This is a genomic window from Massilia hydrophila (assembly GCF_020208145.1).
Taxonomy (GTDB): Bacteria; Pseudomonadota; Gammaproteobacteria; order Burkholderiales; family Burkholderiaceae_D; genus Telluria; species Telluria hydrophila.
The window spans coordinates 128,168-151,643 of record NZ_JAHYBX010000004.1 but is presented as its reverse complement, the minus strand read 5'-3'; the positions used below and the strand labels follow the sequence as shown (position 1 = coordinate 151,643).

Sequence of the window (23,476 nt, the reverse complement as noted above, 5' to 3'; positions counted from 1 at the left end):
TCAGAACTGGAAGCGCGAGGGCGCCTGGGCGCCGGTCAGCAGCTTGACATTGGTCTCGAACAGCTTGACCGTGTCGTATCCCGTTTCCGAGCTGCGGGTGATGACGTTGAAGCTCATCGCCGGCGCCTCGCCCAGGATCACACCGATGCGGCCGCCCACCTTGACCTGCTCCAGCAGGGCTTGCGGCAGCATCGGCATGCCGCCCGACACCACGATCACGTCGTAGGGCGCGCCCTTGTTCCAACCGGCGGCGCCGTTGCCTTCCTCGACCGTCACATTGGTGACGCCGGCGCGCGCCAGGTTGTCGCGCGCCAGCTTGGCCGCTTCCGGCTGGATCTCGACGGTGGTCACGTGACGCGCCTTGTGCGCCAGCAGCGCCGCCATGTAGCCCGAACCGGTACCGATCTCGAGGACGTTCTCATGCTTCTTGATCGCCAGCTCCTGCATGATGCGTGCTTCGACCTTCGGGTTGAACATCGCTTCGCCGCCCGGCAGCGGGATCTCGACGTCCGCGAACGCCAGGTTCTGGTAGGCGGCCGGCACGAAGGCTTCGCGCTTGACGACGTGCAGCAGGTCCAGCACGTCCTGGTCGAGCACATTCCACGGGCGAATCTGCTGTTCGATCATGTTGAAGCGGGCTTGTTCGATATTCATCTGCGTTCTCAGTGGAAAAATAAATAATCCGATATTTTATCGTTGAACAGCCCCAGGACGCACATCTTAGCGATGGCTTGCCTGAGGACAGGGGAAATTGCGACAGTCTGCAGTTTGAAGGGGTTGAACGCCGAAAAAACGGCGCGTTGGCGCAAACGACAACTCAGCTGGCGCGGGGAAGCAAGCCGTGCAGGGTGACATCGAGCAGGGATTCGAGGAAGGCCTGGGGCTGCAGTTCGTCGGATGCGCAGGGCGCCACCGCCGAATGCTTCCATGCATTGAGCATCATCATGGGTGCGATCAGCACCTGGGTCATCTGCACGGTGTCGAATGACCGGAACTCGCCGCGCCGGATGCCGCGCTCGAGAATGCTGGAAATCATGCGCCGGGTACGGCTCATGACTTCTTCACGGTAGAAGCGCGCCAGCTCGGGAAAGTTCACCGCTTCGGCCAGCATCAGCTTGCCGATGCCGGAAGCCTTGCTCTGGCCGATCTGGCGCGACCAGTTCATCACCACGCTGCGCAGCAGCTCGGCGCTATGGCCTTCGAACTCGGCCACGGAAAGCTCGGCCTTGCCCAGGAAAGGCAGGATGCTTTCGCGCACGACGGCCTTGAACAGCTCTTCCTTGTTCGTATAGTAGAGATACAGGGTGCCCTTGGACACGCCGGCGCGGCGCGCGACGTCTTCCAGGCGGGTAGCGGCGAAACCACGCTCGACGAACAGGTCAATGGCGGCAGCAAGGAGCTCGTGGGGACGGGCATCCTTCCGGCGTTCCCAACGCGGCTTGCTGTCGAGTGGACATTGCATGTTTCTGCCTAGAAACCAACTGAACAGCCTTCGAATATAGTCGGCACCGGCAGGGGAGTCAAGCAATCATTGCAATATGAAACTATCAATGTAAACAAGTATTTACGCTGCTTTCGCAGCCTATCCCCGACCATAGATACGGCCGGCGGCGCGCGAGCCGTACAGGGCGCCTTCGGGATTGCGCGCCGGTTCGTCCTGCTGCTGGCGCGGCGCCTGGAATACCGCGAGCCGGTCCGCCAGCGCCGGGGCCACGCGCTCCACCATGATGTCGAGCCCGGCCATGAGACCGACCCGCACGGTGCGCGCCGGCACCACCGCCGCCTGCAGGATGGCCGCCGCCACCTGGTGCGGATCGACCTGGGGCGAAGGCAGTTTCGGCTCGCAATCCATGTAGTTGCGCGCGTGCTGGGGCAGCGGCGTATCGGCCGCGGTGGGCTCGACCAGGGTAATCGAGACCGGTGCGCCTTCCATGTGTTCGACCTCGATGCGCAGCGCGTCCGTGAATCCCTTCACGGCATGCTTGCTGGCCGAGTACATGCCCTGCAGCGGAATCGCCACCTCGGATGCCTCGCTGCCGAGGTTGACCAGGGCGCCGCCCTGGCGCTTCAGGTGCGGCAGCGCGACCAGGGACCCGTGCACCATGCCCCAGAAATTGATGTCGAACAGGCGCCGGCTATCTTCCTCGGACACCTGGTCGAGGCGCCCGTAGATGGTGGCGCCGGCATTGTTGACCCAAGTATCGATGCGGCCGAAGCGCTCCAGCGCCACCTGCGCGATGCGCTCGACGTCGGCACGCAGGGCGACGTCAGCCACGACGGCGACGGCCTCGACGCCGTTCTCCGCCAGGCCCTGCACCACGGCCTCGAGCACGTCGCCCCCGCGCGCGGCCAGCACCAGTTTCGCGCCCCGCTTCCCGGCTTCCTGGGCGGTGGCCAGGCCGATGCCGCTAGAAGCGCCGGTAATCACCAGGACCTGGCGGTCCAGGGGCTTGAGGGGACTGGACATGGGGCCTCCTGCTCATGGGTGTGCGATGGATGCAACCTAGCAGGAAATCGGCGGGCGCCGCGCCCGCTACGGGAGGTTGGGCGGTATACTGCCGGCCTGCCTTTTCCGAGTTCCTTGCCCACCATGCAGTGCAGAGACAACTGTGGCGCCTGCTGCACCGCGCCTTCGATCACCAGTCCGATCCCGGGCATGCCGGATGGCAAGCCGGCCGGCGTGCCCTGCGCGCAGCTGGACCAGGACCAGCGCTGCCGCATCTTCGGCCGGCCGGAGCGCCCGGCCTTCTGCGGCGGCCTGCAGCCGTCGACGGAGATGTGCGGGTCCAGCCGCGCGCAGGCGATCCAGTGGCTCGATGCGCTCGAGCGCGCGACCGCGCCTGAAGACCGCGCCTTACGGTAGCGAATCGGGCTTAACCAGGCCAAGGCGCTTTTTCTTTTTCTTGATGACGCTGGCCTGCTCGATCGCCGGTTTGGTGGCCGGCGGCGGCGCGACGGGCAAGGGAAAGCCGAGGAAGGCCATCACGAAAAAGATCGGCAGCAGCGCATAGAACAGCGGCCGTCTCCAGTTGAGTTTCTCTTTGAGCATGAGCGCCAGATGGCGGTGTCATTATGCAAAGCAAGACCAATCTTTACCCGCGCAGGGTAATCTCGCGACCACGCCCCCGCGCAGTGCTACGCCGCGCCGCGCTGGCCGCGCGCCTGCTGCACACGCTGGAACAGTGAACCCAGGGTCAGGCCCTCGTGCCAGATCTCGTCCAGCCGCAGGCCGTACTTGTCGCGCAGGGCCCTGGCCAGGCGCTCCAGCTCGTGGGCGTCCGGCAGCCAGCGCGTCGGGTTGGCGGCGCGGTAGATGCCCAGCACTTCGTCGTCCGGACGCAGGCGCAAGGGTTCGTTTTCGCGGAAGGACAAGGCCGACACGAACACGGACAGGAAATCGCGGATGTCCTTGCGCGAAGCGGCAGGAAAAGTGCTGCGCCAGACCCGGCCCTGCCAGGGTCGGTAGTGCAAGCTGTTGGGCAGTTGCCAACCATGAAATGCCGCCCAGGCAAGCGCAGCAAGGATGAGGACAACGAAAATACTCATGCGTCCGAGTGTAGCACGCGTTGGCGCCGCTGGCGCACGACAGAATGTTGAGCTAAGCGGCAGGAACTAACCCTACGGCAACGCGAGCGCGGTACAATCATGGACAGGACACGCTGGTGCAAAGCCGCCTGTTGTGATCGTGTTAAGCTTCGCCCCCGCCGTACTTCCACAGCCACCCCCGTAAACATCCGCACCCAGCTGACGTATTCAATGGACATTCTTCTCGCCATCAAGGCGATCATCATGGGCCTGGTCGAAGGCTTCACCGAGTTCCTTCCGATTTCCTCCACCGGCCACCTGATCCTGGCGGGCAGCCTGCTGAATTTTACTGGCGAGAAGGTCAAGGTGTTCGAGATCGCGATCCAGGCCGGCGCCATGCTCGCCGTGATCTGGGAATACCGCGCGCGTATTGCGCGCGTGCTCGCCGGCCTCGCTTCGGATCCGAAACAGCGCCGCTTCGCGATCAATGTCGTGATCGCCTTCCTGCCGGCCGCCCTGCTCGGCTTCCTGTTCAGCGGGCTGATCAAGGCTGAACTGTTCGCGCCGGTCCCGGTGGCCACCGCTTTCATCGTCGGCGGCCTGGTCATCCTGTGGGTGGAGCGACGCCACACGGGCAATGGACATACCGCGCGCGTGGACAGCGTGGACGACATGCGCTTCTCGGATGCGCTGAAGGTCGGCCTGGCGCAGGCCTTCGCCCTGATTCCCGGTACCAGCCGCTCCGGCGCGACGATCATCGGCGGCATGCTGTTCGGCCTGTCGCGCAAGGCGGCGACCGAGTTCTCCTTCTTCCTGGCGATCCCGACCCTGCTTGGCGCCACCGTGTATTCGGTGCTGAAGGAGCGCCACCTGCTGTCGATGGCCGACCTGCCGATGTTCGGCCTGGGCGGGCTGGCGGCCTTCGCCTCGGCCTTCCTGTGCGTACGCTGGTTGCTGCGCTACATCAGCACGCACGACTTCACGATCTTCGCCTGGTACCGTATCGTGTTCGGTATCCTGGTGCTCGTCACCGCGCACTTCGATCTCGTCACCTGGGCTGACTGATCAGGAAACCATCAGGAAAACACTGGGCAAACGCATGAATCCCGAGCTTCAAGCGCGCGCGCTGCACGTCCTCGAGACGGTCTTCGGCTATCCGGCCTTCCGCGGACAGCAGGCCGAGATCGTCGAGCACGTGGCCGGCGGCGGCGACGCACTCGTCCTGATGCCTACCGGCGGTGGCAAGTCGCTGTGCTACCAGATCCCGGCGCTGCTGCGCAACGGCGTTGGCGTGGTGATCTCGCCGCTGATCGCCCTGATGCAGGACCAGGTCGATGCGCTGGAAGAAGTCGGCGTGCGCGCCGCATTCCTGAATTCCACCCAGACCTTCGAGGAAAGCCTGCGTATCGAGCGCCTGGTGCGCAACGGCGAGATCGACCTGGTCTACGTGGCGCCCGAGCGCCTGATGACCCAGCGCTGCCTGGAGCTGTTCGACGCCGCGCCGATCGCGCTGTTCGCGATCGACGAGGCGCACTGCGTCTCGCAATGGGGCCACGACTTCCGTCCCGAATACATCCGCCTGTCGGTGCTGCACGAGCGCTATCCGAACGTGCCGCGCATCGCGCTCACCGCCACCGCCGACCAGCAGACCCGCGCCGAGATCGCGCACCGCCTGCAGCTGACCGAGGCGCGCCAGTTCGTCTCGTCCTTCGACCGCCCGAACATCCGCTACTCCATCGTCGAGAAGACCAACGGCCGCAAGCAGCTGATCGATTTCATCGGCAGCGAGCACCCCCAGGATTCCGGCATCGTCTATTGCCTGTCGCGTAAAAAGGTCGAGGAAACGGCCGACTTCCTGTGCGAGCACGGCATTCGCGCCCTGCCCTACCATGCGGGCATGGAACACAGCGTGCGCGCGGCCAACCAGTCGCGCTTCCTGCGCGAAGACAATATCGTGATGGTGGCGACCATCGCCTTCGGCATGGGCATCGACAAGCCGGACGTGCGCTACGTCTGCCACCTGGACCTGCCGAAGAGCATCGAAGGCTACTACCAGGAGACCGGCCGCGCCGGCCGCGACGGCGCCCCCGCCAGCGCCTGGATGGCCTACGGACTGCAGGACGTGGTGCTGCAGCGCCGGATGATCGACGAATCCGAGGCCGACGAGACCTTCAAGCGCGTGCTGTCGATGAAGCTCGACGCCATGCTCGGCCTGTGCGAGACCTTGAGCTGCCGGCGCATGCGCCTGCTCGACTACTTCGGCGAGCGCTCCGGCCCTTGCGGCAACTGCGACACCTGCCTGATCCCGCCGGTCAGCTTCGACGGCACGGTGCCGATGCAAAAGCTCCTGTCGACGGTCTACCGGGTCGACCAGCGCTTCGCCGCCGGCCACGTGATCGATGTGCTGCGCGGCGCGCAAACGGAACGCATCAGCCAGTGGCACCACGACAAGCTCACCGTCTACGGCGTGGGCGCCGACCGCTCCGAGCAGGAATGGCGCGCCATCGTGCGCCAGGCCATCGCGCTCGGCTTCGTCACGGTGGACCACGACGCCTTCAGCTCCCTGAAGCTGACCGATGCGGCGCGTCCTGTGCTCAAGGGCGAGCAGAAGGTGCAGCTGCGCCAGTACCAGAAACCGGTCAAGGCCAAGCGGCCCTCGTCGTCACGCAGCAGCGGCTACGAGGAGCTGGAACTGTCGCGCTCCGAGCAGGCCATCTTCGACCGCCTGCGTTCCTGGCGCATGGGCACCGCGCGCGAGCACGGGGTGCCGGCCTATGTGGTGTTCCAGGATGCCACCCTGCGCGAAATCGCCAAGGTCAAGCCGGGCTCGCTCGACGCGCTGCGCGGCGTGTCGGGCGTGGGCGAGAAGAAGCTGGTGTCGTATGGCGACGAGATCGTCGCCCTCATCAACGAAATGATGTAAGGCCCGAACCGGGACCTGTTATTGTTTGGTGAACACCAGGTCCCACACCCCGTGTCCCAGCTTCAGGCCACGGTTCTCGAACTTGGTCAGCGGACGGTAGGCCGGCTGCGGCGCATAGCCTTCGGCCGTGTTCTGCAGCAGCGGCTCCTTGCCCAGCACTTCCAGCATCTGCACCGCGTAGTCTTCCCAATCGGTGGCGCAATGCAGATAGCCGCCCGGCGCCAGCTTGTCGCACAGGAGCTTGACGAACGGACCCTGGATCAGGCGCCGCTTGTTGTGGCGCGCCTTGTGCCAAGGGTCCGGGAAGAACACGTGCACGCCGGCCAGCGCGCCGTCGGGAACCATGTGGTTCAGCACCTCGACCACGTCGTGCTGGATCAGGCGCAGGTTCTCGATGCCCTGCTCGCCGATCTGCTTGAGCAGGCTGCCCACGCCGGGGGTGTGGACTTCAACGCCAATAAAATTCTTTTCCGGCATCAGGCGGGCAATGTGCGCCGTGGTGTCGCCCATGCCGAAGCCGATTTCCAGGATGGTCGGCGCCTGGCGGCCAAAGACCTGTTCCAGATCCAGGCTCTCCCGCTTGTACTCGACCAGGTACTTGGGACCGAGTTCCTCCAACGCGCGCGCCTGGGCGGTCGACAGCCGGCCGGCCCGCGTGACGAAACTGCGGATGCGGTGTTCGGTCGGATCGTACAGCATGGGCCGCGCCGGGCCGTTGGTGGGCTTTTCAGAAGACATGGGGAACCGTAAGAGACAATGGTGAGGAAAAAACGGCTGTCATTATAGCCCAGGCGCCAGCACTGCCCGGGCCCGTGCGGGGCTGGAAGGGAGAATCGCGGATAATCATGCTGTTTATTTGTCCAGCCCGGAGCTCCTCCCATGCACGCCGTGAAACACCCGATCGCCACCGACGAGAACGTCGCTACCGCCCACCTGAAGTCCTTCCACTACGGCAGCCCCGGGACCGGCAAGAAAATCTATATCCAGGCCGCCGTCCATGCCGACGAAGTGCCCGCCATGCTGGTGGCCCATGTGCTGCGCCAGGAACTGGAACGCCTGGACGCCGAGGGCCGCATCCGTGGCGACATCATCCTGGTGCCGGCGGCCAACCCGATCGGCCTGTCGCAGGTGATCCATGGCACGCCCTTCGGTCGCTACGACCTGGCGACCGGGATCAACTTCAACCGGCTGTACCGGCATGTCGCCGACGCGCTCAAGCAGTCGCTCGAAGGCAGGCTGGGCAGCGACATCGACGCCAACGTCGCCCTGATCCGCGAGGCCGCGCGGGAACAGGTCGCGCTGTGGGAGCCGCAGAGCAATGTCGAGACCCTCAAGAAGACCTTGCTGTCGATGGCCATCGATGCCGACATCGTGCTCGACCTGCACTGCGATAACGAAGCACTGCTGCACATGTACACCGGCACGCCGCTGGTGGAAACCGTGGCGCCGCTGACGGCCCTGCTGGGCGCCCGCGTGCTGCTGGTGGCCAAGGCCTCCGGAGGCGAGGCCTTCGATGAAGCCTGCAGCCGCCTGTGGTGGGACCTGGCCGACCATTTCGAAGGCACGGCGATCCCGCCGGCCTGCGCCGCCGTCACCGTCGAACTGCGCGGCGAGAACGACGTGCGCTACGACTACGCGCGCCTGGACGCCGCCGCGTTGCTGCAATACCTGGGCCACGCCGGCGTGCTCGACATCCCTTTGCTGCCGCTGCCGGAAACCCCGTGCCGCGCAACGCCGCTGAATGCGGTCGAACCGCTGGCGGCGCCGCATGCCGGGGTACTGGTGTTCCATAAGAGGCTGGGCGACATGGTCGAGGCTGGCGAGCCGGTGGCGGATATCGTCAATCCCGTCAGCGGCCAGGTAAGCACCCTGGCGGCCGGACATGCCGGCCTGCTATTCGCGAGCACGGCGCATCGCCACTTGCTACGTGGCATGCACGTTTGCAAAATTGCGGGGACTGAGTCTTTCCGCTCGGGCGATCTGCTGAGTGCATGATCTTTATTTTTATGCAATACAGTTAAAATCTTGTGTCAGGATTATTTACACATTTGCTAATATTTTTACAACTATTTCCATAACTCATTGATCTAATTAAATATTTTCTCACTGGCATGAGACTTGCTCATAGGTACGTAGTTATTCCTGATAAACCTACTGAGACCATCCATGAACCTCTTGCCAAAACTCCTCGCTTCCGCCCTCCTCGCCACCTTTGCCAGCTCGGCCAGCGCGATCGTCGTCACCACGACGAACAACGGCGCCACCCTCGCCAACGCCATCGCCGGCAGTGGCATCGTGCTGTCGAACGTCCAGTACAGCGGCGCTTCGGCCAACGCAGCCGGCACCTTCACCGGCGGCGGCGACATCGGCTTTGACAAAGGCGTGCTGCTGACGACCGGTAATGTCAACTGCGCGGTCGGCCCGAACAGCACGACCGACTGCAGCGGCCCGGGCAGCGAAACCTCGCTGAAATTCGATTTCACCAGCAATAACGGCAATGTGTTCTTCCGCTACGTGTTCGGTTCGGAAGAGTACAACGAGTACGTGGGCAGCAACTTCAACGACCTGTTCGAGATGCGCGTCAACGGCGTCAACATCGCCCAGCTCCCGAACAACGGTGGCGTGGTGTCGATCAACAACGTGAACAGCAACAAGAACTCGGCGTACTACCGCAATAACAACGCCGGCGCCTACTCCACTGGCTACGACGGCCTGACCACGGTCCTGGTCGCCCAGCTCGCCGGCCTGACGGGCACCAACACCTTCGAGTTCATCATCCGCGACACGGCCGACGAAAACTATGACTCGGGCGTGTTCATCGAAGCGGGCACCTTCTCCGACACCGCGCCGCCGCCGACCGACGTGCCGGAACCGGGCAGCCTGGCCCTGGTGGCACTGGGCCTGGCTGGCCTGGGCCGCATGCGCCGCAAGCTGAAGTAAGCGCTTCATCTGCGCCGGCACAGCCAATCAGGCGGCGCCGGCGCGATTCCTCACGGACAGCCGGTCCAGGCGCCAGCGCCTGCCGGCGCCAGCCCGTCGCAAGCATTGTTGTTTCAAAACGTCACGTTAAGGTGGGATAGCGCCTTTTAGTTGCGATTAATGTATTTCTTGATAATCTATTAGTCCCTTTGATTGCTGCAAAGAGGACCAAATGTCAGATCGCCCTGTGGTCAAGATTCCCTATCTGGATGGGTGGCGCGGCCTGGCGATCATTGCCGTCCTCGTGTGCCATTTCGGACCACGTCCAGCGGTAGCCTGGATCGGGGAGTACGGCGTACAGATGTTCTTCGTCCTGTCGGGCTACCTGATGGGCCAGCTATTGTTCGTGAAAAAAGTCGGACTGCCCGAGTTCTTCTTCCGGCGCGCCTCCCGCATTCTTCCAGCCCTGCTGCTATTTATCGCCTGCATGTACCTGTATGCGCGATTCTTTCAGCCTCAGCGGTATGAGGTTCCGATGGATGAACTGCTCGCGACGGTTTTCTTCCTTCGCACCTATCTGCCCAGCGACCTCGGTATCTGGGCCGGAAACTGGCCAATCGGCAATCTGTGGTCCTTGAATGTCGAAGAACACAGCTATGTTGTGCTTGCATTCCTGGCGCTTATCGCTAGAAAGACGGGCGGCGATCGCATGGCAAGCATGCTGCTGATCGCCTGCGTCCTTGCCAGTATTGCGTTCAGTTTTCATTATTACAGTGCTCCGCCTTCGGGCGCGTCGCGCTGGGACCTTCGCAGCGAGTGCGCCGCGCTTGGCCTTCTCACTTCGGCACTACTGTGCCAGATGCGTCAGTTCCATGAACCACGCATCCCGCGGCATGTGTGGGGGGGCGCAGTCATCACGCTGATCATCCTGAGCGCGTTCCTGACTTCCGCCTATCGCATCAAGGGCGGCAACATTGTCTTCGCACCGATTTTCCTGGCCATCGCACTGAACTACCTGCATTGCCTGCCCGCGCTGATCAAAACCTTCCTGTCGAATCCAGCGCTCGTCTGGTTCGGCAAGTGCTCTTTTTCGCTCTATCTATGGCAACAGCCTTTTTATACGGCGGTGCAAAAAGCAGGGCTGCCGACCATGCCTGGTTTGGCAGGGGCAATCGCGCTTGCCTGCCTGTCTTTTTATTTAGTGGAGAATCCGCTTCGTATCCGGCTCAATGAATACTGGACAAACCGTCAGGTGCGACGTGCCGGCGCCGAGGCGTCGCCGGCGATCGAGCCCACCTGAGGCAGCTACCCTGGCGTTTTCCTGCGCAGGCGCTGGAGTCGAACAGCGTTGTACGCTCAGCAGCTTGCATGGAGACTAGCCCAACCATACGGCCTGGCGGCTCGCTCCTGTAGCGGACTACACATTGGACGAAGCCATGGAAGCGCCTGTATGCATGGCCCGTCGGCTAGCATGTTCCGGATCGACTCAAGCAGATTGCCCTGCCGACCAGGTAAGCTTGCCAGCATGCGTTGCAACTGGTCCATGTGGTATTCAGGAGCGATTTCAGTTCAACACGGCTCCGGCGTGCTACTGTGCTTGAATGCGCATCCGAACCGACAGCTTGACCGCCCTCCATATCGACTTGGCCATCAACCTTGCCGAGTCACAGGGCATTGCTGCCAGTGCCGCAAAACTGTTCCGCCTGGGAGTGCCGATTCATGCAGCCCGCCGGATACTCCTTCGGATGGGGCAGCGGCGACGGGACTACGGAGATCAAAGGACCTTCGGTAATCTCCCCCTGTCAGAGCACGCTGAAAGTAAAGCTTAAGCGGCAGGGGCAGCTTCTGTTTTGGCGCGATACCCCTGCGAGCGGGTTGGGCCAGTCGTGATTGGAGATCCACAGCCAGTTGGAAAAGCAGTGCGCTTGTTCTATGGAGCGGGTGAAGGGAATCGAACCCTCGTCGTAAGCTTGGGAAGCTTCTGCTCTACCATTGAGCTACACCCGCGTTGCCTGCATTCTACGCGCGTTTGACGTGCTTTGACAAATTCCCAAGACCGAGCGGCGTCCGGTGCAACCGCATCCGGGCCGCCTCCGCAGCACGCCTGCACTTACTCCGGCTGCTCGACCGTGTAGCCCCTGGCCGCCAGTGCCGCCATCAGCCCCTTCGGATCGAGCAGGTCCTTCATCGGCAGCACCGCGAAGGTCGACACATTGCGGGCCAGCGCGGCTTCGGCATTGGCCAGCCACATGGCCCGGTGCTTTTCTTCCGCACCCTGGAAGGCAGGATGCTCGCGCAGGACGGCGCTGTTGCGGATGGCATTGCTGCAGCTTTCCTGCTCGCTGAAATCGAGCCGGCGGATCACCTCGATGTCGCCCTTGGCCCAGGCATGGGCGCGCACCCGCATCGCCTCGATGTCGGTCTCGAGCTGCTTCAGGGTGTGCGAAAAGCAGGCCACGTCCTCCAGCGGCGACTTCTTGAATTCCTGGACCAGCCGGCGCGGATTGTCCACCTTCAGCTCGTAGATCGTGGGCGTTACCTTGAGCTTCTTCTGCCCGACCATCTTCTCGACCTGCTTGCGCACGTCGTTACCGGTCATCAGGCCGGCCTGCTTCATCGCCGCGCCGAACAGTTCATAGGCCACGAACAGCGGACGGTCCTTCTCCTTGTTCTTCGGCAGGTATTTTTCCTTGAGCGGCAGCCAGCGCGCATAGACCTCGGGCGGGAGCACATCGCGCAGGGTGGCGTCGTTCGGATTGCGGTTGACGCCGATCAGGCTGGGCAGCGCCAGCGCCGTCTGGAAGTAGGACATTTCCAGCTTGCTGGAGGGCGGCGGCAGGTATTCCTGCGAACGCCCGATGACCGCCTCCACTTCGTGCGAACGCCACGCCATCTTGGTCGGCAGCGGCGAGTAAGTGCCGAAGATCCACAGCACGTGCTCCCCCTTCGACACCTTCCACATGCCGGGTCCGGGCTTCTGGGCCACGACCAGGATCTGCTCCGGGACAGCCTCGGCGGTCTCGGCGGAAGCGCTCACCGGCGGCGGCGTGTCGCCAGCGTCGGTCGACTGCGCCCAGGACGGCGCAGCCAGCAGGGAAAGACACAGCACAGCAAGGGCGCGGCGGTTCGGCATGAGGACTTTCATAAGTTAAAGTTCCTCAAGGCTAGTCGTGGAAGATGAGCCGATGCTTAAAACGCATCATCGGCCGGGAGTTTCATGCGGGTTGCATGAGCGTCCCGGCGCCGGCCGGGCTCAGGTGGCGATATAGCCGTCGATCACCTCGCGGAAGCCCTTCTTGTAGGCCACCTGCAGGATATCGACGTCGTAGCGCCAGTTGGCTTCGACGATCAGCGGACCCTCCGTGGTGATGGCCACGTCCCAGCCCACCGTATGCAGGCCGCCGATCGTGCCGTGTGCCTTGCGTACCAGGGCGATCACCTCGTCCCAGTGCGGCATGCGCACATCGAGGATGCGCGCCTTCGACGCCGGATGATGCGGCACGTCGACCATGCGCGGCCAGCGGCGCGAGCGCGAGCCGATCGCCGTGATCAGGCGACCGCTTTCCACGTCGATGGCCGACACCAGGTTGCCGCTCTCCCCGTGCGAGAAATTGTCCACCTCGGAGTCGCCAACCACGATGCGCAGGCAGGCCGCCGCGACATCGATCGCATCGCCCTTGCGGAAGGTGACGACCCGGATGGTGGACAGGCCGCGGGCATGGGTGATGTCGCGGATCGCCTGGTGGTTCATCAGGCAGGGCTGGACGATCAGGGCGCTGGTGCGCTGCAGGATCTCGGCGCAGTAGCTGAAGAAATCCTCGTAGGTGCCATGCCGGCCGCTCCAGTGCAGGCCGTCCGCATCCACGCACAGCGAGAAATTGCCCTTGCCGTGGGAGCCGTCGCTCGGCTTCAGGAAGTAACGCCCCGGCACGAACAGTCTGGCCATCGCCGCAGGCGAGTACACATGGGGGATGGCGGTGCCGGCGCGCTCGCCCGGCGTCACCAGGGCCAGGATGGGCGCCGTCGCCACGCCGTGCGCGCGGCAGTGGTCATGGAACAGCACCTTGTCGTCGGCCAGCTTGCGCGCTTCCAGCGTGGTGATCCTGGCGTAGCGGGTCTTGAGCGGCTCGTTGACGAGGTATTTGTCCCAGGTCGCGCGCGGGACATCGGCCAGGCTGTAGAGCGAAAAATTCTTGGCGCCGATGCCCCACTTGGTCCTTGCGTGCAGCGGTCCCCACAGCAGGTGCAGGTCGGCGGGTTTCTTGATCGACGATACCGCGTACAGCTGGGCACGCGTATATTCCGAAAGGACATTGATCACACGAGAAAGTTTCACACCAAGGGTCCTCCAGCTCGATTCGATGAAAACAGCATGATCAGCTTCTGCTGGTATGCATGATGCCTGACTCGCATCATAACCTAGCAATAAGCCATCGATGTTTTCTAATTGATATCGAATCAGGCCTGATTTCCTTCCCCGGCAACATCCGGCCTGTCCAGCAGCTCCTGCGCCAGCCGCAAGCCCTTCACCATGACCGCGAACGCCTCGTGCTTGGCCGCTTCGTCCGGTACCCGCAGCACATAGGACGGGTGATAGATGGTCACCACCCAGGCACCGTCGTGGCGGATCGGCTTGCCCAGGCTGTCCTTGAGCGTGACGGTGCTTTTCCTCAGCACCGACTTGAGCGCGGTCGCGCCCATGGCCACGATGACCATCGGCTTGACCGCCGCCAGTTCCTTTTCAAGCCAGTAGTGACAAGCCTCGATCTCGCGCTGCACCGGCGTCTTGTGCAGGCGGCGCTTGCCGCGCGGCTCCCACTTGAAGTGCTTGACCGCATTGGTCAGATAGACCGACTTGCGGTCCAGTTCCGCCTGGGCGAACACCTGGTCGAGCAGCTTGCCGGCCGGGCCGACGAAGGGCTGGCCGGCCAGGTCTTCCTGGTCGCCCGGCTGCTCGCCCACCACCATGATCGGAGAGCGCTTCGGGCCTTCGCCGCCGACGGCCTGGGTGGCGTACTGCCACAGTTCGCAGCGCCGGCATTCGTCGAGCCTGGAGGGCTGCTCGCGCTCCGGCTGCGCCGCCTCGGCGCTGACCCGGATGGTGGCGCCGCCGCGCCGGCCGACCGTGGCGACCTGCCCGATCTTGCGCGCCCCGAGTTCGGCCTGGCTCACCAGCGACGGCACGATCGCGCCTTCCGGCAGGTTCTTCCAGAAGCGCGACGGGATGTGGCTCTGCATCAGCTGGGCATTCACGCGCGCCGGATTGAAGATGCTGCGGTAATAGGTGAGCCACAGCGCTTCGCCCTGGTCTTCGAGCTCCGCCGGGCCGGCCATCAGAGGGCCGGCATGGTGCAGCGTGGCGCCGTCCCACAGCACGCTGGCGTCGGGCGTGGCGATCATCCAGCTGCGCTTGCCCATGCGGGCGACAAAATGCTCGGCCACCTGGGGCAGCACGTCGTGGCGCGGCTCGAACCAGGCGACGAAGCGCGGGTCGCCCGCTTCAGGCGGACGTTCGCGGAACCGAATATACGCATGCATGTCGTGCTCCTCGCGGCGCACCGCCTTGACCATGCCGTGCAGGCGCGCGCCGTCCGGGTCGGCCGGCGACTGCACGTCGTGCTCGCCGTGCGTCCAGCGCCACAGCACGCGGTACAGGAAGGCCCAGCGGTCCGGGGCGCGAAAGCAGGCGGCGCTTTGCAGCATGTCCATTAGCGCGCGCGGGATGCGCGCGGCCGGTCCTGGCGGCGCAGTTGGTGACGATGGTGATGATGGCTCGGCGCCATTATCGTCCGCTCCCGCCGCGCGGGGCGCACCCGAGAACAGGTCGCCGCCATCCGCCCTGCCCCAGTCGGCCGCCTCGGGCGGCACGCCGGCTTTCAGCAGCACGCGCGCCGCCATGCGCCATTCGGCGAAACCGTAAGGCGCCGGCGGCTGGCCGCCGGTGGCAGCGGGGACGTCGGCGGCGGGCTTCATGCCGCCTGCAGCTCCGGCCACAGGTTCATCTGCTCGGGCGCATCGGCCAGGTGGCGCCGCAGGAGGTGCGAACTGGCGGCTCCCTGCGCCGGCTTGTAGTCGGCGGTGACGATGAAGGGTGCCAGCTTCTTCATGCTGCAGCGCAGGCGCGACAGGTCTTCCCAGCGGATGCGGCGCAGGCGGCGCAGCTCGACGATGCGCTTGGCGTTGCGGATGCCGATGCCGGGCACGCGCGCGATCATGGTCTCGTCGGCGCGGTTCAGGTCGAGGGGGAAGTGCTCGCGGTTGCTGAGTGCCCAGCCCAGCTTGGGATCGACGTCGAGCGCCAGGTTGCCCGCTTGCGGCATCAGTTCTCCCGCCGTGAAGCCGTAGCCGCGCAGCAGGAAGTCGGCCTGGTACAGCCGGTGCTCGCGCAGCAGCGGCGGCGGCGCCAGCGGCACGCTTTTCGGGCTTTGCGGGATCGGGCTGAAGGCCGAGTAGTACACGCGTTTCAGCTTGTAGCTGCCGTACAGGGTCTCGGCCGTGTTCAGGATGGTGTGGTCGTCGCTGGCATCGGCGCCGACGATCATCTGCGTGCTCTGGCCGGCCGGCGCGAAGCTGGGCGCCTTGGGTTCCTCGGCCTTTTCGTCGAGCTTGCGCCGGATCGCGCCCATCGCCAGCTTGATGGTGTGGACGTTCTTTTCCGGCGCCAGGCGGGTCACGCTGTCGTGGGTCGGCAGCTCAATGTTGACCGACAGGCGGTCGGCCCAGCGGCCGGCCTGCGCGATCAGGAGCGGATCGGCGTCGGGAATGGTCTTCAGGTGGATGTAGCCACGGAAGCCATGCACTTCGCGCAGCTGGCGCGCCACCGCCACCAGCTGCTCCATCGTGTAGTCGGACGACTGGATGATGCCCGAGCTCAGGAACAGGCCGTCGATGTAGTTGCGGACGTAGAAATCCTGCGTAAGCCTGACCACTTCGTCCACCGAAAAGCGGGCGCGCGGCACGTTCGAGCTGCGCCGGTTGATGCAGTACTGGCAGTCGTAGATGCAGAAATTGGTGAGCAGGATCTTGAGCAGCGAGACGCAGCGCCCATCGGGGGTGTAGCTGTGGCAGATGCCCATGCCGGTGGTGGCTCCCAAGCCGTCCAGGCCCTCGGAACCGCGCTTCGGCGCGCCACTGCTGGCGCAGGACGCGTCGTACTTCGCGGCGTCGGCCAGGATTTCCAGCTTGTCGGTAAGTTCCATCGCGATCGTTGAACTGTATGGGCATACAGTATACTATCGCGCGCGCAAGACAGGGGGGGCTTGTCTCGCGTGCGGACGGATGGGCGGTTCAAAGCCGGTGCATAGCCGTCCGCAGGGTGGGCGGGAGGGCCCGCCCACCCCACACATCAACGCAGCGGCTTGCCGTCGGCATCCACCACGGTGACTTCGCCCCAGCCCAGCGAACGCACGCCGGCCTCGATCTTGCGCAGGTCGCCGATCACCATCCACACCGCTTCGTCCGGCTTGATGAACTTGCCGGAGGCGGCGCCGAGCTGCTGCGGCGTGAGCGCGCGCACGTTCGCGGCGTACTTGTTCCAGTAGTCGTCCGCCAGGCCGAAGTTGACCGTCGACAGGGCCGCCGATTCGAGCGCGTCCAGGGTCCCGAAGCGGCCCGGCAGGCGCGCCGTCATGTTGCGCATGATGCTCTCGTACTCGGTGCCCACCAGCGGACGCTCGCCGGCCACGCCGCGCAGTTCCTTCTGCACTTCGCGCATCGCTTCCACCGTCTTGTCGGTCTGCACCGGCGCGATGATGTAAAACGGACGCTGGCCGCGCACATCGTTCAGGCGTGCCTGGGTGCCGTAGCTCCAGTGCTTGTCGAGGCGCAGGTTGCGGTTCAGGCGCGAGGTCGCGATGCCGCCGAAGTTGGCCATCACCGGTTCCATCGCCAGGTCTTCGGGCTGGCCATAGGCCTGCGACACGTGGGCGGCGACGATGGTCGACTGCGGCGCGTCCGGCTTGTCCACCAGGATCAGGCGCTTGCCGCGGGTCGGCGCCACGGTGGCCATCCCCTTGGCCGGGGCGGTGCCCGGCTGCCACTTGCCAAAGCTCGCTTCCAGCGCCGGCAGCAGCTTGTCCATGCTGGTGTCGCCGGCCACCACGATGGTGGCGCTGCCCGGCTTGAACCAGGTGGCGTGCCAGGCGGCCAGGTCGTCGCGGGTGAGCGACTGCACGCTGCCCTCGAAGCCGCTGGCCGGCTTGCCGTAGGCGTGCTCGGCGCCGTACAGCAGCGCAGGCACGAGGCGCAGCGCCAGGCTGTTCGGCTGCGCCTTTTCCTGGCCGATGCCGGCCAGGCGGCGGCTCTTCGACAGCGCGAACTGGTCCTGCGGGAAGCTCGGGCTCAATGCCGCTTCGGCCATCAGCGCCAGCGAAGGCGCCAGGTTGGCGCTGGTGCCCTGCAGGCGCACATAGGACATGTCCTGGCCGTTGCCGGTGTACAGGCGGGCGCCCAGGTTTTCCAGCGCGTCCGACAGCGCGAAGGCGTCGCGCTGCTTCGTGCCCTTGTCGAGCAGGTCGAGCGCCAGCGAGGCGATGCCGGCCTTGGCGGCGGAATCCGAGGCGGCGCCGGCGTCGATCGCCAGCGAGGCATTGAAGATCGGGGCCGAGTGGCGCTCGAGCAGCACCACCTTCAGGCCGTTCTTGAGCTGGGCGCGCTGCAGCACCGGGAACTTGACGTCCGGCGCGTCGCCCAGGCCAGGGAGGACCTTGCGGTCCAGCGTCGACTTGGTGGCGGCCAGCTTGGGCGCCGGGCGCACCGTCATCGTGTAGTGGCTGGCGCGCAGCCAGCGGTTGGCGGCCGCCTTGACGTCGGCCGGGGTGCCGGTGGCATACAGTTCGAGGCGGTCGAGGTAGGCGTCCGGCTTGCCGCCGTAGGTCATGCTTTCGGCCAGCACGTCGGAACGGCCGCCGAAGCCGCCCAGGCGCTCCAGGCTGCGCGAGAAGCCGGCCAGCTCGCTCGTCTTCACGCGCTGCAGCTCGGCCTGGGTCGGGCCCTTCTCGAGCAGTTCGGCCAGCACACGCTCCATCTCGCGCTCGACCTCGAGCGGGTCGACGCCCGGCTTGACGGTGGCGACCAGGTTGAAGGTGCCGCCCAGTTCACCGTCGTTGACCGAGGCGCTGACGCTGGTGGCGATGCCCTTGTCGTACACCAGGCGCTTGGTCAGGCGCGCGCTCTTCGAGCCGCTCAGCACGCCGGCCAGCAGGTTCAGGTGCTGGGTGTCGGCATCCTTCCAGGAACCGACGTGCCAGGCGCGGTACACGCGCACTTGCGGCACCTGGTCTTCCATCTCGTCGCGGATGTTGCGGTCCAGCTGCGGGATCCACTTCTCGGTGCGCGGCAGCGCCGGGCCCGGCGGGATCGCGCCGAAGTACTTGTTCACCAGTTCATAGGCGCGTTCCGGCGTGATGTCGCCGGCCAGCGAGATCACCGCGTTGTTCGGGCCGTAATAGGTGCGGTACCACTCCTTGATGTCGTCCAGCGAGGCGGCCTGCAGGTCTTCCATGCTGCCGATGGTCGACCACGAATACGGGTGCGAGTACGGGTACATCTTGGCCGAGATTTCCTGCCACACGCGGCCATAGGGCTGGTTCTCGCCCTGGCGCTTCTCGTTCTGCACCACGCCGCGCTCGCGCTCGAGCATCGCCTGCGAGATGTAGTTGCCGAGGAAGCCCATGCGGTCCGATTCCAGGAACAGGGTGCGCTCCAGCGCCGATACCGGCACGTCCTCGAAGAAGTTGGTGCGGTCGGTGTTGGTGGTGCCGTTGCGGTTGTTCGCGCCCAGGTCGTCCATCGCCTCGCGGAAGCCGTGCGGGTAGTTCTCGGAACCGTTGAAGAAGAAGTGCTCGAACAGGTGGGCGAAGCCGGTCTTGCCGCGCTTCTCGTTGCGCGAACCGACGTGGTACCACATGTTCACGCCGACCACCGGCACGCTGTGGTCGGTGTGGACCAGCAGGGTCAGGCCATTGGGCAGCACGAATTTTTTGTGGGCGATGCTGTAGGCCTTGCGATCGAACTTGAAGGCTGCGCTGGCCTGGGTGCCGGCTGCCGGCGCGGCGGCGTGGGCAGGCAGCGCTGCCGCGGCGGCGAGGCCGAGCAGGAGGGGAATGGCGAGTTTTTTCATGGCGTCTCGGGGACAAGGTTGTTGTAGGTATGGGTCCTGGCCGCGCATGCGCTGCTTGGACGCGTGGGCGGCATAGCCGCCCACCCTACAGGAATCGCTGAGCTCACGCCAGAGGAAATGGATACATACGTAGCGTGGGCGGGTCTCCCGGCCACGCGTCCAACCGGTCGTTGAACGGTCCGGTCGCCTTACGTAAACGCCTGCGCCTGCGCCAGCAGCTGCGGCTCCATGCGCGCCACGATCTTCTTCAGGTAGCCCGATGCCGCCACGACCCCCGCCCCGCCCGCGCGCTGCAGCCAGGCATAGGCCTCGACCAGGTCGCGCTGCACGCCCTGCCCCGCCGAATACATCACGCCCAGGTTGAACTGGGCGCGCGCATGTCCCTGGCGCGCCGCGCACAGGTACCAGAAATGCGCGGCCTCGTAGTCGCGCTCGATGCCCTTGCCGCAGTCGTGGCGCAGGCCCAGCTCGAACTGGGCCAGCGCGTGGCCCTGGTCGGCCGCCTTGTGGAACCAGTCGGTGGCCTCGGCCGGGTCGGTGTGTTCGGCGCGGTCGAGCAGCACGCCCACCATGTACTGGGCCGGCGCATATTCCTGGTGCGCGGCGCGGCGGTACCACTCCAGCGCCTGCGTCTCGTCGCGCGCCACGCCGGCGCCGGATTCGTAGCGCAGGCCGAGATCGAACTGGGCGCGCAGGTGGCCCTGCTCGGCCGCCTTGCGGTACCAGCCCAGCGCCTCTTCCGGATCGCGCGGCACGCCCTTGCCCGCATCGACCAGCTGCGCCAGGTGATACTGGGCCGAGGGCATGCCCTGCTCGGCCGCCTGGCGGTACCAGTGGGCCGCGGTGGCGGCGTCGCGCTCGACGCCCTGGCCATGTTCGTAGCGCACGCCCAGGTTGTCCTGGGCGCCGGCGTGACCCTGCTCCGCCGCCTGGCGGTACCAGTGCAGGGCCAGCTCCTCGTCGCGCGCCACGCCGTGGCCGCTGTCGTAGACCAGGGCCAGGTTGAACTGGGAACTGGCGTGTCCCTGCTCGGCGGCGCGGCCGTACCACAGGATGGCGCTGACGCTGTCCTGCGCCAGGTCCTGGCCCTTGTCGTAGCGCAGCCCGAGGTTGAACTGGGCCGGCGCATAGCCCTGCTCCGCCGCCTTGCGCAACCACGCGATGGCCTCGGCGCCGCTGCTGCGCAGGGCCAGGCTGAACTGCGAGCGCGCGTGATCCTGCTCCGCGGCGCGGCGATACCACATGGTGGCCGTTTCCTGGTCCTGGGGCACGCCCTTGCCGGTCTCATACATCATGCCGAGGTTATGCTGGGCGCCCGGTTCTCCCTGGTCGGCCGCCTGGCTGAACCAGTGCAGGGCCTGGCCGACGTCGTTCGGCACGCCCTGTCCCTTGGCGTACAGCCAGCCCAGGTTGTACTGGGCCGGCGCGTAGCCCTGCTCGGCGGCGCGGCGGTACCAGTAGGCCGCCTGGCCGTAGTCCTGGGCCACGCCCTGTCCCTTCTGGTACATCACGCCCAGGTTGTACTGGGCCAGCTCGAGGTCCGCGCTGGCCGCCATGCGGTACCAGGCCACGGCCAGCTCGTGGTCCTGCGCCACGCCCTGGCCGCTGGCGTACATGAAGCCCAGGCTGTGCTGGGCCGAGGGCACGCCGCGTTCGGCCATCCCTTTTACGCGCAGGAATTCGGCCGTGTAGCGCGGCTCGGCCTTGCGTTCGGCGCGATCGGCAGGGTGGGCCGGGAAGTCGAGCATGGCGGCGGCCCTTATGCCTGGACGGCGCGCAGGCCGAACAGGGTCGGCTGGGTGCGCAGCGACTTGATGAATTCGCCCAGCGGGATCGGGCGGTAGTACAGGTAGCCCTGCATCGTCATGCAGCCGTTGGCGCGCAGGTAGCGCGCCTGCTCCTCGGTCTCGACGCCTTCCGCGATCAGGTTCAGGCCGAGGCCGCGCGCGATCGAGATGATCGCCAGGATGACCGGATAGTGCCCGCCCTCCTCGTGGATCTCCTTCACGAAGGACTGGTCGATCTTCACCGTATGGATCGGGAAGCGGTGCAGGTAGGACAGCGAGGAGTAGCCGGTGCCGAAGTCGTCGATCGCGATCGACACCCCAAGCTGGCACAGTTTATTCAGCTGCTCGATCGCGTACTGCGGGTTGCGGATGCAGATGTTCTCGGTGATCTCGACTTCGATCTGGCCCGGCTGGATCCCGTAGCGCACCAGGGCGCCGCGCATCTTTTCGAAGAAGTCGCCGCGGTCCAGGTATTGCGGCGACAGGTTCAGCGACAGGCGCACGTGGTCGGTGCCGGAGGCGTTCCACTGCAGCATGTCGCGGCACAGGGCGCCGATCATCCAGTCCGAGATCGGCAGCATCAGGCCGTTCTCTTCGGCGAAGGGCAGGAACTCGCCGGCCGACAGCAGGCCGCGGGTCGGGTGGTTCCAGCGCATCAGGGCTTCGGCGCCGACGATGCGGCCGGTGAGCGCGTCGATCTGCGGCTGGTAGTACATCTCCAGCTCGTCCTGCTCGAGCGCGCGGCGCAGCGCCTGCTCGAGCGCGATCTTCTGGTGCGACACGTCCAGCATCGAGGTGTGATAGAAGCTGTGGCCGTTCTTGCCGAGCGCCTTGACCTGGTACATGGCGATGTCGGCGTGGCGCAGCAGCTCGTCGATCGACTCGCCATCGGTCGGGTAGATCGCGATGCCGATCGAGGCCGAGATGTGCACTTCGTGGCCGTCCAGGTCGAAGGGGCGCTGCAGGGACTCGAGGAACTTGTCGGCGATGATGCGCGCATCGTCGCGGTCGCGCAGCTCGGGCAGCACGATGGTGAACTCGTCGCCGCCCTGGCGCGCCAGGGTATCGCCCTTGCGCAGGCAATCCTTCAGGCGGGTGGCGGCCTGCTGCAGCAGCTCGTCGCCCTTCACGTGGCCGAGCGTGTCGTTGACCAGCTTGAAGCGGTCCAGGTCGATGAACATCACGGCCAGCTCGGTCTTCTTGCGCTTGGCCTGGATCACGGCCAGGCCGAGGCGGTCCTTGAACAGGATGCGGTTCGGCAGGTCGGTCAGGATGTCGTGGTAGGCCTGGTAGGAGATCACCTCTTCCGCGCGCTTGCGGTCGGTGATGTCGCGCGCCACCCCGTAGGTGCCGAAGAACTCGAGCTTCTTGACCTCCTGGTCGGGCACGTGGATGCCGATCGCGTTCAGCGAGATCGTCATCAGGGTGTTGTTGAAGGTGCGCTCGTGGCCATTGCCGCCTCCGCCGCCGTTCCTGCACTTCAGGCGCAGCTCGACGTTGCGCGAGGCGCGATCGTCGACGCGGCGCTCGTTGAACACGTAGCGCGCGCGCTCCAGGTCTTCTTCATGCACCAGCACCGAGTAGTGCTTGCCGAGCAATTCATCCCGGGCGTAGCCGAGCAGCTGGTAGGCGCGGTCGTTCACGAAGGTAAAGCGGCCCTCGTGGTTCAGCGTGTAGATGATGTCCGGCGAGGAGTCCACCAGGTAGCGGTACATCTTCTCGGAGTTTTCCAGCTGGGTGGCCATGCGCTCGTTCTCGAGCGCCAGGCGGCGGCCCTTGAGCGCATTGGCGACCGTGGCCAGCAGTTCTTCGCGCGCGTACGGCTTGCGCAGGTAGTCGTAGGCGCCGCGCTTGAGCGCGCCGATCGCGGCGTCGATCCCGACCTCGCCGCTCATCACGATCACGTCGGCATCGATGCCCTTCTCGTTGATGAAGTCCATGATCTCGTGGCCGCCGATGTCGGGCAGGCGCAGGTCGAGCAGGACCAGGTCGAAGCGCAGGCGCGACAGGTGGGCCAGGGCTTCGCTGCCGGAACTGGCGGTGCTCAAGGAATAGCCGCGGCCCTTGAGCAGTTCGTACAGCGAGGACAGCAGGCGCGGCTCGTCGTCGACCAGCAGCAGGCGTGGCTGGCCATCGGTGTCCAGCGTCGGGGAATAGGGAGCGAGCTCGCCGGGGAACATGGCGTTGTGCGCGTTCATCATG

General features: G+C 65.4%; 19 protein-coding genes and 1 tRNA gene. 6 read left to right on the top strand and 14 right to left on the bottom strand.

What is annotated here, in order from left to right; translation table 11 throughout:
• The 3 genes from LE190_RS12615 to LE190_RS12605 all read right to left on the bottom strand — a co-directional run bounded on the left by LE190_RS12615 (nucleotide 1) and on the right by LE190_RS12605 (nucleotide 2,467).
• A complete protein-coding gene (locus LE190_RS12615; RefSeq protein WP_225239030.1) occupies nucleotides 1-654 on the bottom strand; it encodes a protein-L-isoaspartate O-methyltransferase family protein in 654 nt (217 codons plus the stop codon).
• A 163-nt stretch (nucleotides 655-817) separates the two neighbouring features.
• Complete coding sequence (locus tag LE190_RS12610; RefSeq protein ID WP_224947476.1) at nucleotides 818-1,462, bottom strand: TetR/AcrR family transcriptional regulator; 645 nt, start codon at nucleotides 1,460-1,462, stop codon at nucleotides 818-820.
• A gap of 120 nt (nucleotides 1,463-1,582) precedes the next feature.
• On the bottom strand, nucleotides 1,583-2,467 hold the full coding sequence (locus LE190_RS12605; protein WP_225239029.1) for an SDR family oxidoreductase: 885 nt from the start codon (nucleotides 2,465-2,467) through the stop codon (nucleotides 1,583-1,585).
• Nucleotides 2,468-2,590: 123 nt separating this feature from the next.
• On the opposite strand from LE190_RS12605, the gene LE190_RS12600 reads away from it, so the two are divergent.
• Complete coding sequence (locus LE190_RS12600) at nucleotides 2,591-2,863, top strand: YkgJ family cysteine cluster protein (RefSeq protein WP_225239028.1); 273 nt, start codon at nucleotides 2,591-2,593, stop codon at nucleotides 2,861-2,863.
• Here the strand turns inward: LE190_RS12600 and LE190_RS12595 are convergent.
• Both LE190_RS12595 and LE190_RS12590 read right to left on the bottom strand, forming a co-directional pair.
• Nucleotides 2,855-3,049, bottom strand: coding sequence for a hypothetical protein (locus LE190_RS12595; RefSeq protein ID WP_225239027.1), 195 nt, complete (start codon nucleotides 3,047-3,049; stop codon nucleotides 2,855-2,857). The two genes, LE190_RS12600 and LE190_RS12595, sit on opposite strands and share 9 nt — an antisense overlap.
• Before the next feature lie 86 nt (nucleotides 3,050-3,135).
• Nucleotides 3,136-3,471 (bottom strand): hypothetical protein, encoded by a 336-nt coding sequence (locus tag LE190_RS12590; protein ID WP_225239026.1) that lies wholly within the window; start codon nucleotides 3,469-3,471, stop codon nucleotides 3,136-3,138.
• Between the two features lie 285 nt (nucleotides 3,472-3,756).
• Here LE190_RS12590 and LE190_RS12585 point away from each other — a divergent pair, with 285 nt between their 5' ends.
• Nucleotides 3,757-4,590, top strand: coding sequence for an undecaprenyl-diphosphate phosphatase (locus LE190_RS12585; RefSeq protein WP_225239025.1), 834 nt, complete (start codon nucleotides 3,757-3,759; stop codon nucleotides 4,588-4,590).
• 34 nt (nucleotides 4,591-4,624) lie between these two features.
• On the top strand, nucleotides 4,625-6,448 hold the full coding sequence (recQ, locus tag LE190_RS12580; RefSeq protein WP_225239024.1) for a DNA helicase RecQ: 1,824 nt from the start codon (nucleotides 4,625-4,627) through the stop codon (nucleotides 6,446-6,448).
• Between the two features lie 18 nt (nucleotides 6,449-6,466).
• Here recQ and trmB read toward each other — a convergent pair whose 3' ends face one another.
• The gene (gene trmB, locus LE190_RS12575; RefSeq protein ID WP_225239156.1) at nucleotides 6,467-7,147 is read right to left on the bottom strand and encodes a tRNA (guanosine(46)-N7)-methyltransferase TrmB; all 681 of its coding nucleotides are present in this window, start codon (nucleotides 7,145-7,147) and stop codon (nucleotides 6,467-6,469) included.
• 180 nt (nucleotides 7,148-7,327) lie between these two features.
• Between trmB and LE190_RS12570 the strand changes: the two genes are divergently transcribed.
• The 3 genes from LE190_RS12570 (at nucleotide 7,328) to LE190_RS12560 (ending at nucleotide 10,667) form a co-directional block, all read left to right on the top strand.
• Nucleotides 7,328-8,443, top strand: a complete 1,116-nt coding sequence (locus tag LE190_RS12570; protein WP_225239023.1) for a succinylglutamate desuccinylase/aspartoacylase family protein — start codon at nucleotides 7,328-7,330, stop codon at nucleotides 8,441-8,443.
• A gap of 171 nt (nucleotides 8,444-8,614) precedes the next feature.
• A complete protein-coding gene (locus LE190_RS12565; protein ID WP_225239022.1) occupies nucleotides 8,615-9,388 on the top strand; it encodes a choice-of-anchor L family PEP-CTERM protein in 774 nt (257 codons plus the stop codon).
• 211 nt (nucleotides 9,389-9,599) lie between these two features.
• Nucleotides 9,600-10,667: an acyltransferase family protein gene (locus LE190_RS12560; RefSeq protein ID WP_225239021.1), complete on the top strand. Its 1,068-nt coding sequence runs from the start codon at nucleotides 9,600-9,602 to the stop codon at nucleotides 10,665-10,667.
• Between the two features lie 633 nt (nucleotides 10,668-11,300).
• Here the strand turns inward: LE190_RS12560 and LE190_RS12555 are convergent.
• From LE190_RS12555 to LE190_RS12520, 8 genes are all read right to left on the bottom strand, one after another.
• A tRNA-Gly gene (locus LE190_RS12555) sits at nucleotides 11,301-11,374 on the bottom strand.
• 103 nt (nucleotides 11,375-11,477) lie between these two features.
• On the bottom strand, nucleotides 11,478-12,512 hold the full coding sequence (locus LE190_RS12550) for a TraB/GumN family protein (protein WP_225239020.1): 1,035 nt from the start codon (nucleotides 12,510-12,512) through the stop codon (nucleotides 11,478-11,480).
• A gap of 108 nt (nucleotides 12,513-12,620) precedes the next feature.
• Nucleotides 12,621-13,703, bottom strand: coding sequence for a sugar-transfer associated ATP-grasp domain-containing protein (locus LE190_RS12545; protein WP_225239019.1), 1,083 nt, complete (start codon nucleotides 13,701-13,703; stop codon nucleotides 12,621-12,623).
• Nucleotides 13,704-13,825: 122 nt separating this feature from the next.
• Nucleotides 13,826-15,340, bottom strand: coding sequence for a UdgX family uracil-DNA binding protein (locus tag LE190_RS12540; protein WP_225239018.1), 1,515 nt, complete (start codon nucleotides 15,338-15,340; stop codon nucleotides 13,826-13,828).
• Nucleotides 15,337-16,566, bottom strand: a complete 1,230-nt coding sequence (locus tag LE190_RS12535) for a putative DNA modification/repair radical SAM protein (protein WP_225239017.1) — start codon at nucleotides 16,564-16,566, stop codon at nucleotides 15,337-15,339. Before LE190_RS12535 ends, LE190_RS12540 begins: the two co-directional genes overlap by 4 nt.
• Nucleotides 16,567-16,712: 146 nt before the next feature.
• The gene (locus LE190_RS12530) at nucleotides 16,713-19,487 is read right to left on the bottom strand and encodes a M16 family metallopeptidase (protein WP_225239016.1); all 2,775 of its coding nucleotides are present in this window, start codon (nucleotides 19,485-19,487) and stop codon (nucleotides 16,713-16,715) included.
• A 188-nt stretch (nucleotides 19,488-19,675) separates the two neighbouring features.
• Nucleotides 19,676-21,235, bottom strand: coding sequence for a tetratricopeptide repeat protein (locus LE190_RS12525; protein WP_225239015.1), 1,560 nt, complete (start codon nucleotides 21,233-21,235; stop codon nucleotides 19,676-19,678).
• Between the two features lie 11 nt (nucleotides 21,236-21,246).
• A complete protein-coding gene (locus LE190_RS12520; protein ID WP_225239155.1) occupies nucleotides 21,247-23,472 on the bottom strand; it encodes an EAL domain-containing response regulator in 2,226 nt (741 codons plus the stop codon).
• Between the last annotated feature and the right edge of the window lie 4 nt (nucleotides 23,473-23,476).

Coding starts and splice junctions, on each gene's coding strand:
- LE190_RS12615 (WP_225239030.1), bottom strand. CDS start 654: ATGAATATCGAACAAGCCCGCTTCAACATGATCGAACAGCAGATTCGC.
- LE190_RS12610 (WP_224947476.1), bottom strand. CDS start 1,462: ATGCAATGTCCACTCGACAGCAAGCCGCGTTGGGAACGCCGGAAGGAT.
- LE190_RS12605 (WP_225239029.1), bottom strand. CDS start 2,467: ATGTCCAGTCCCCTCAAGCCCCTGGACCGCCAGGTCCTGGTGATTACC.
- LE190_RS12600 (WP_225239028.1), top strand. CDS start 2,591: ATGCAGTGCAGAGACAACTGTGGCGCCTGCTGCACCGCGCCTTCGATC.
- LE190_RS12595 (WP_225239027.1), bottom strand. CDS start 3,049: ATGCTCAAAGAGAAACTCAACTGGAGACGGCCGCTGTTCTATGCGCTG.
- LE190_RS12585 (WP_225239025.1), top strand. CDS start 3,757: ATGGACATTCTTCTCGCCATCAAGGCGATCATCATGGGCCTGGTCGAA.
- recQ (WP_225239024.1), top strand. CDS start 4,625: ATGAATCCCGAGCTTCAAGCGCGCGCGCTGCACGTCCTCGAGACGGTC.
- trmB (WP_225239156.1), bottom strand. CDS start 7,147: ATGCTGTACGATCCGACCGAACACCGCATCCGCAGTTTCGTCACGCGG.
- LE190_RS12570 (WP_225239023.1), top strand. CDS start 7,328: ATGCACGCCGTGAAACACCCGATCGCCACCGACGAGAACGTCGCTACC.
- LE190_RS12565 (WP_225239022.1), top strand. CDS start 8,615: ATGAACCTCTTGCCAAAACTCCTCGCTTCCGCCCTCCTCGCCACCTTT.
- LE190_RS12560 (WP_225239021.1), top strand. CDS start 9,600: ATGTCAGATCGCCCTGTGGTCAAGATTCCCTATCTGGATGGGTGGCGC.
- LE190_RS12550 (WP_225239020.1), bottom strand. CDS start 12,512: ATGAAAGTCCTCATGCCGAACCGCCGCGCCCTTGCTGTGCTGTGTCTT.
- LE190_RS12540 (WP_225239018.1), bottom strand. CDS start 15,340: ATGAAGCCCGCCGCCGACGTCCCCGCTGCCACCGGCGGCCAGCCGCCG.
- LE190_RS12535 (WP_225239017.1), bottom strand. CDS start 16,566: ATGGAACTTACCGACAAGCTGGAAATCCTGGCCGACGCCGCGAAGTAC.
- LE190_RS12530 (WP_225239016.1), bottom strand. CDS start 19,487: ATGAAAAAACTCGCCATTCCCCTCCTGCTCGGCCTCGCCGCCGCGGCA.
- LE190_RS12525 (WP_225239015.1), bottom strand. CDS start 21,235: ATGCTCGACTTCCCGGCCCACCCTGCCGATCGCGCCGAACGCAAGGCC.
- LE190_RS12520 (WP_225239155.1), bottom strand. CDS start 23,472: ATGAACGCGCACAACGCCATGTTCCCCGGCGAGCTCGCTCCCTATTCC.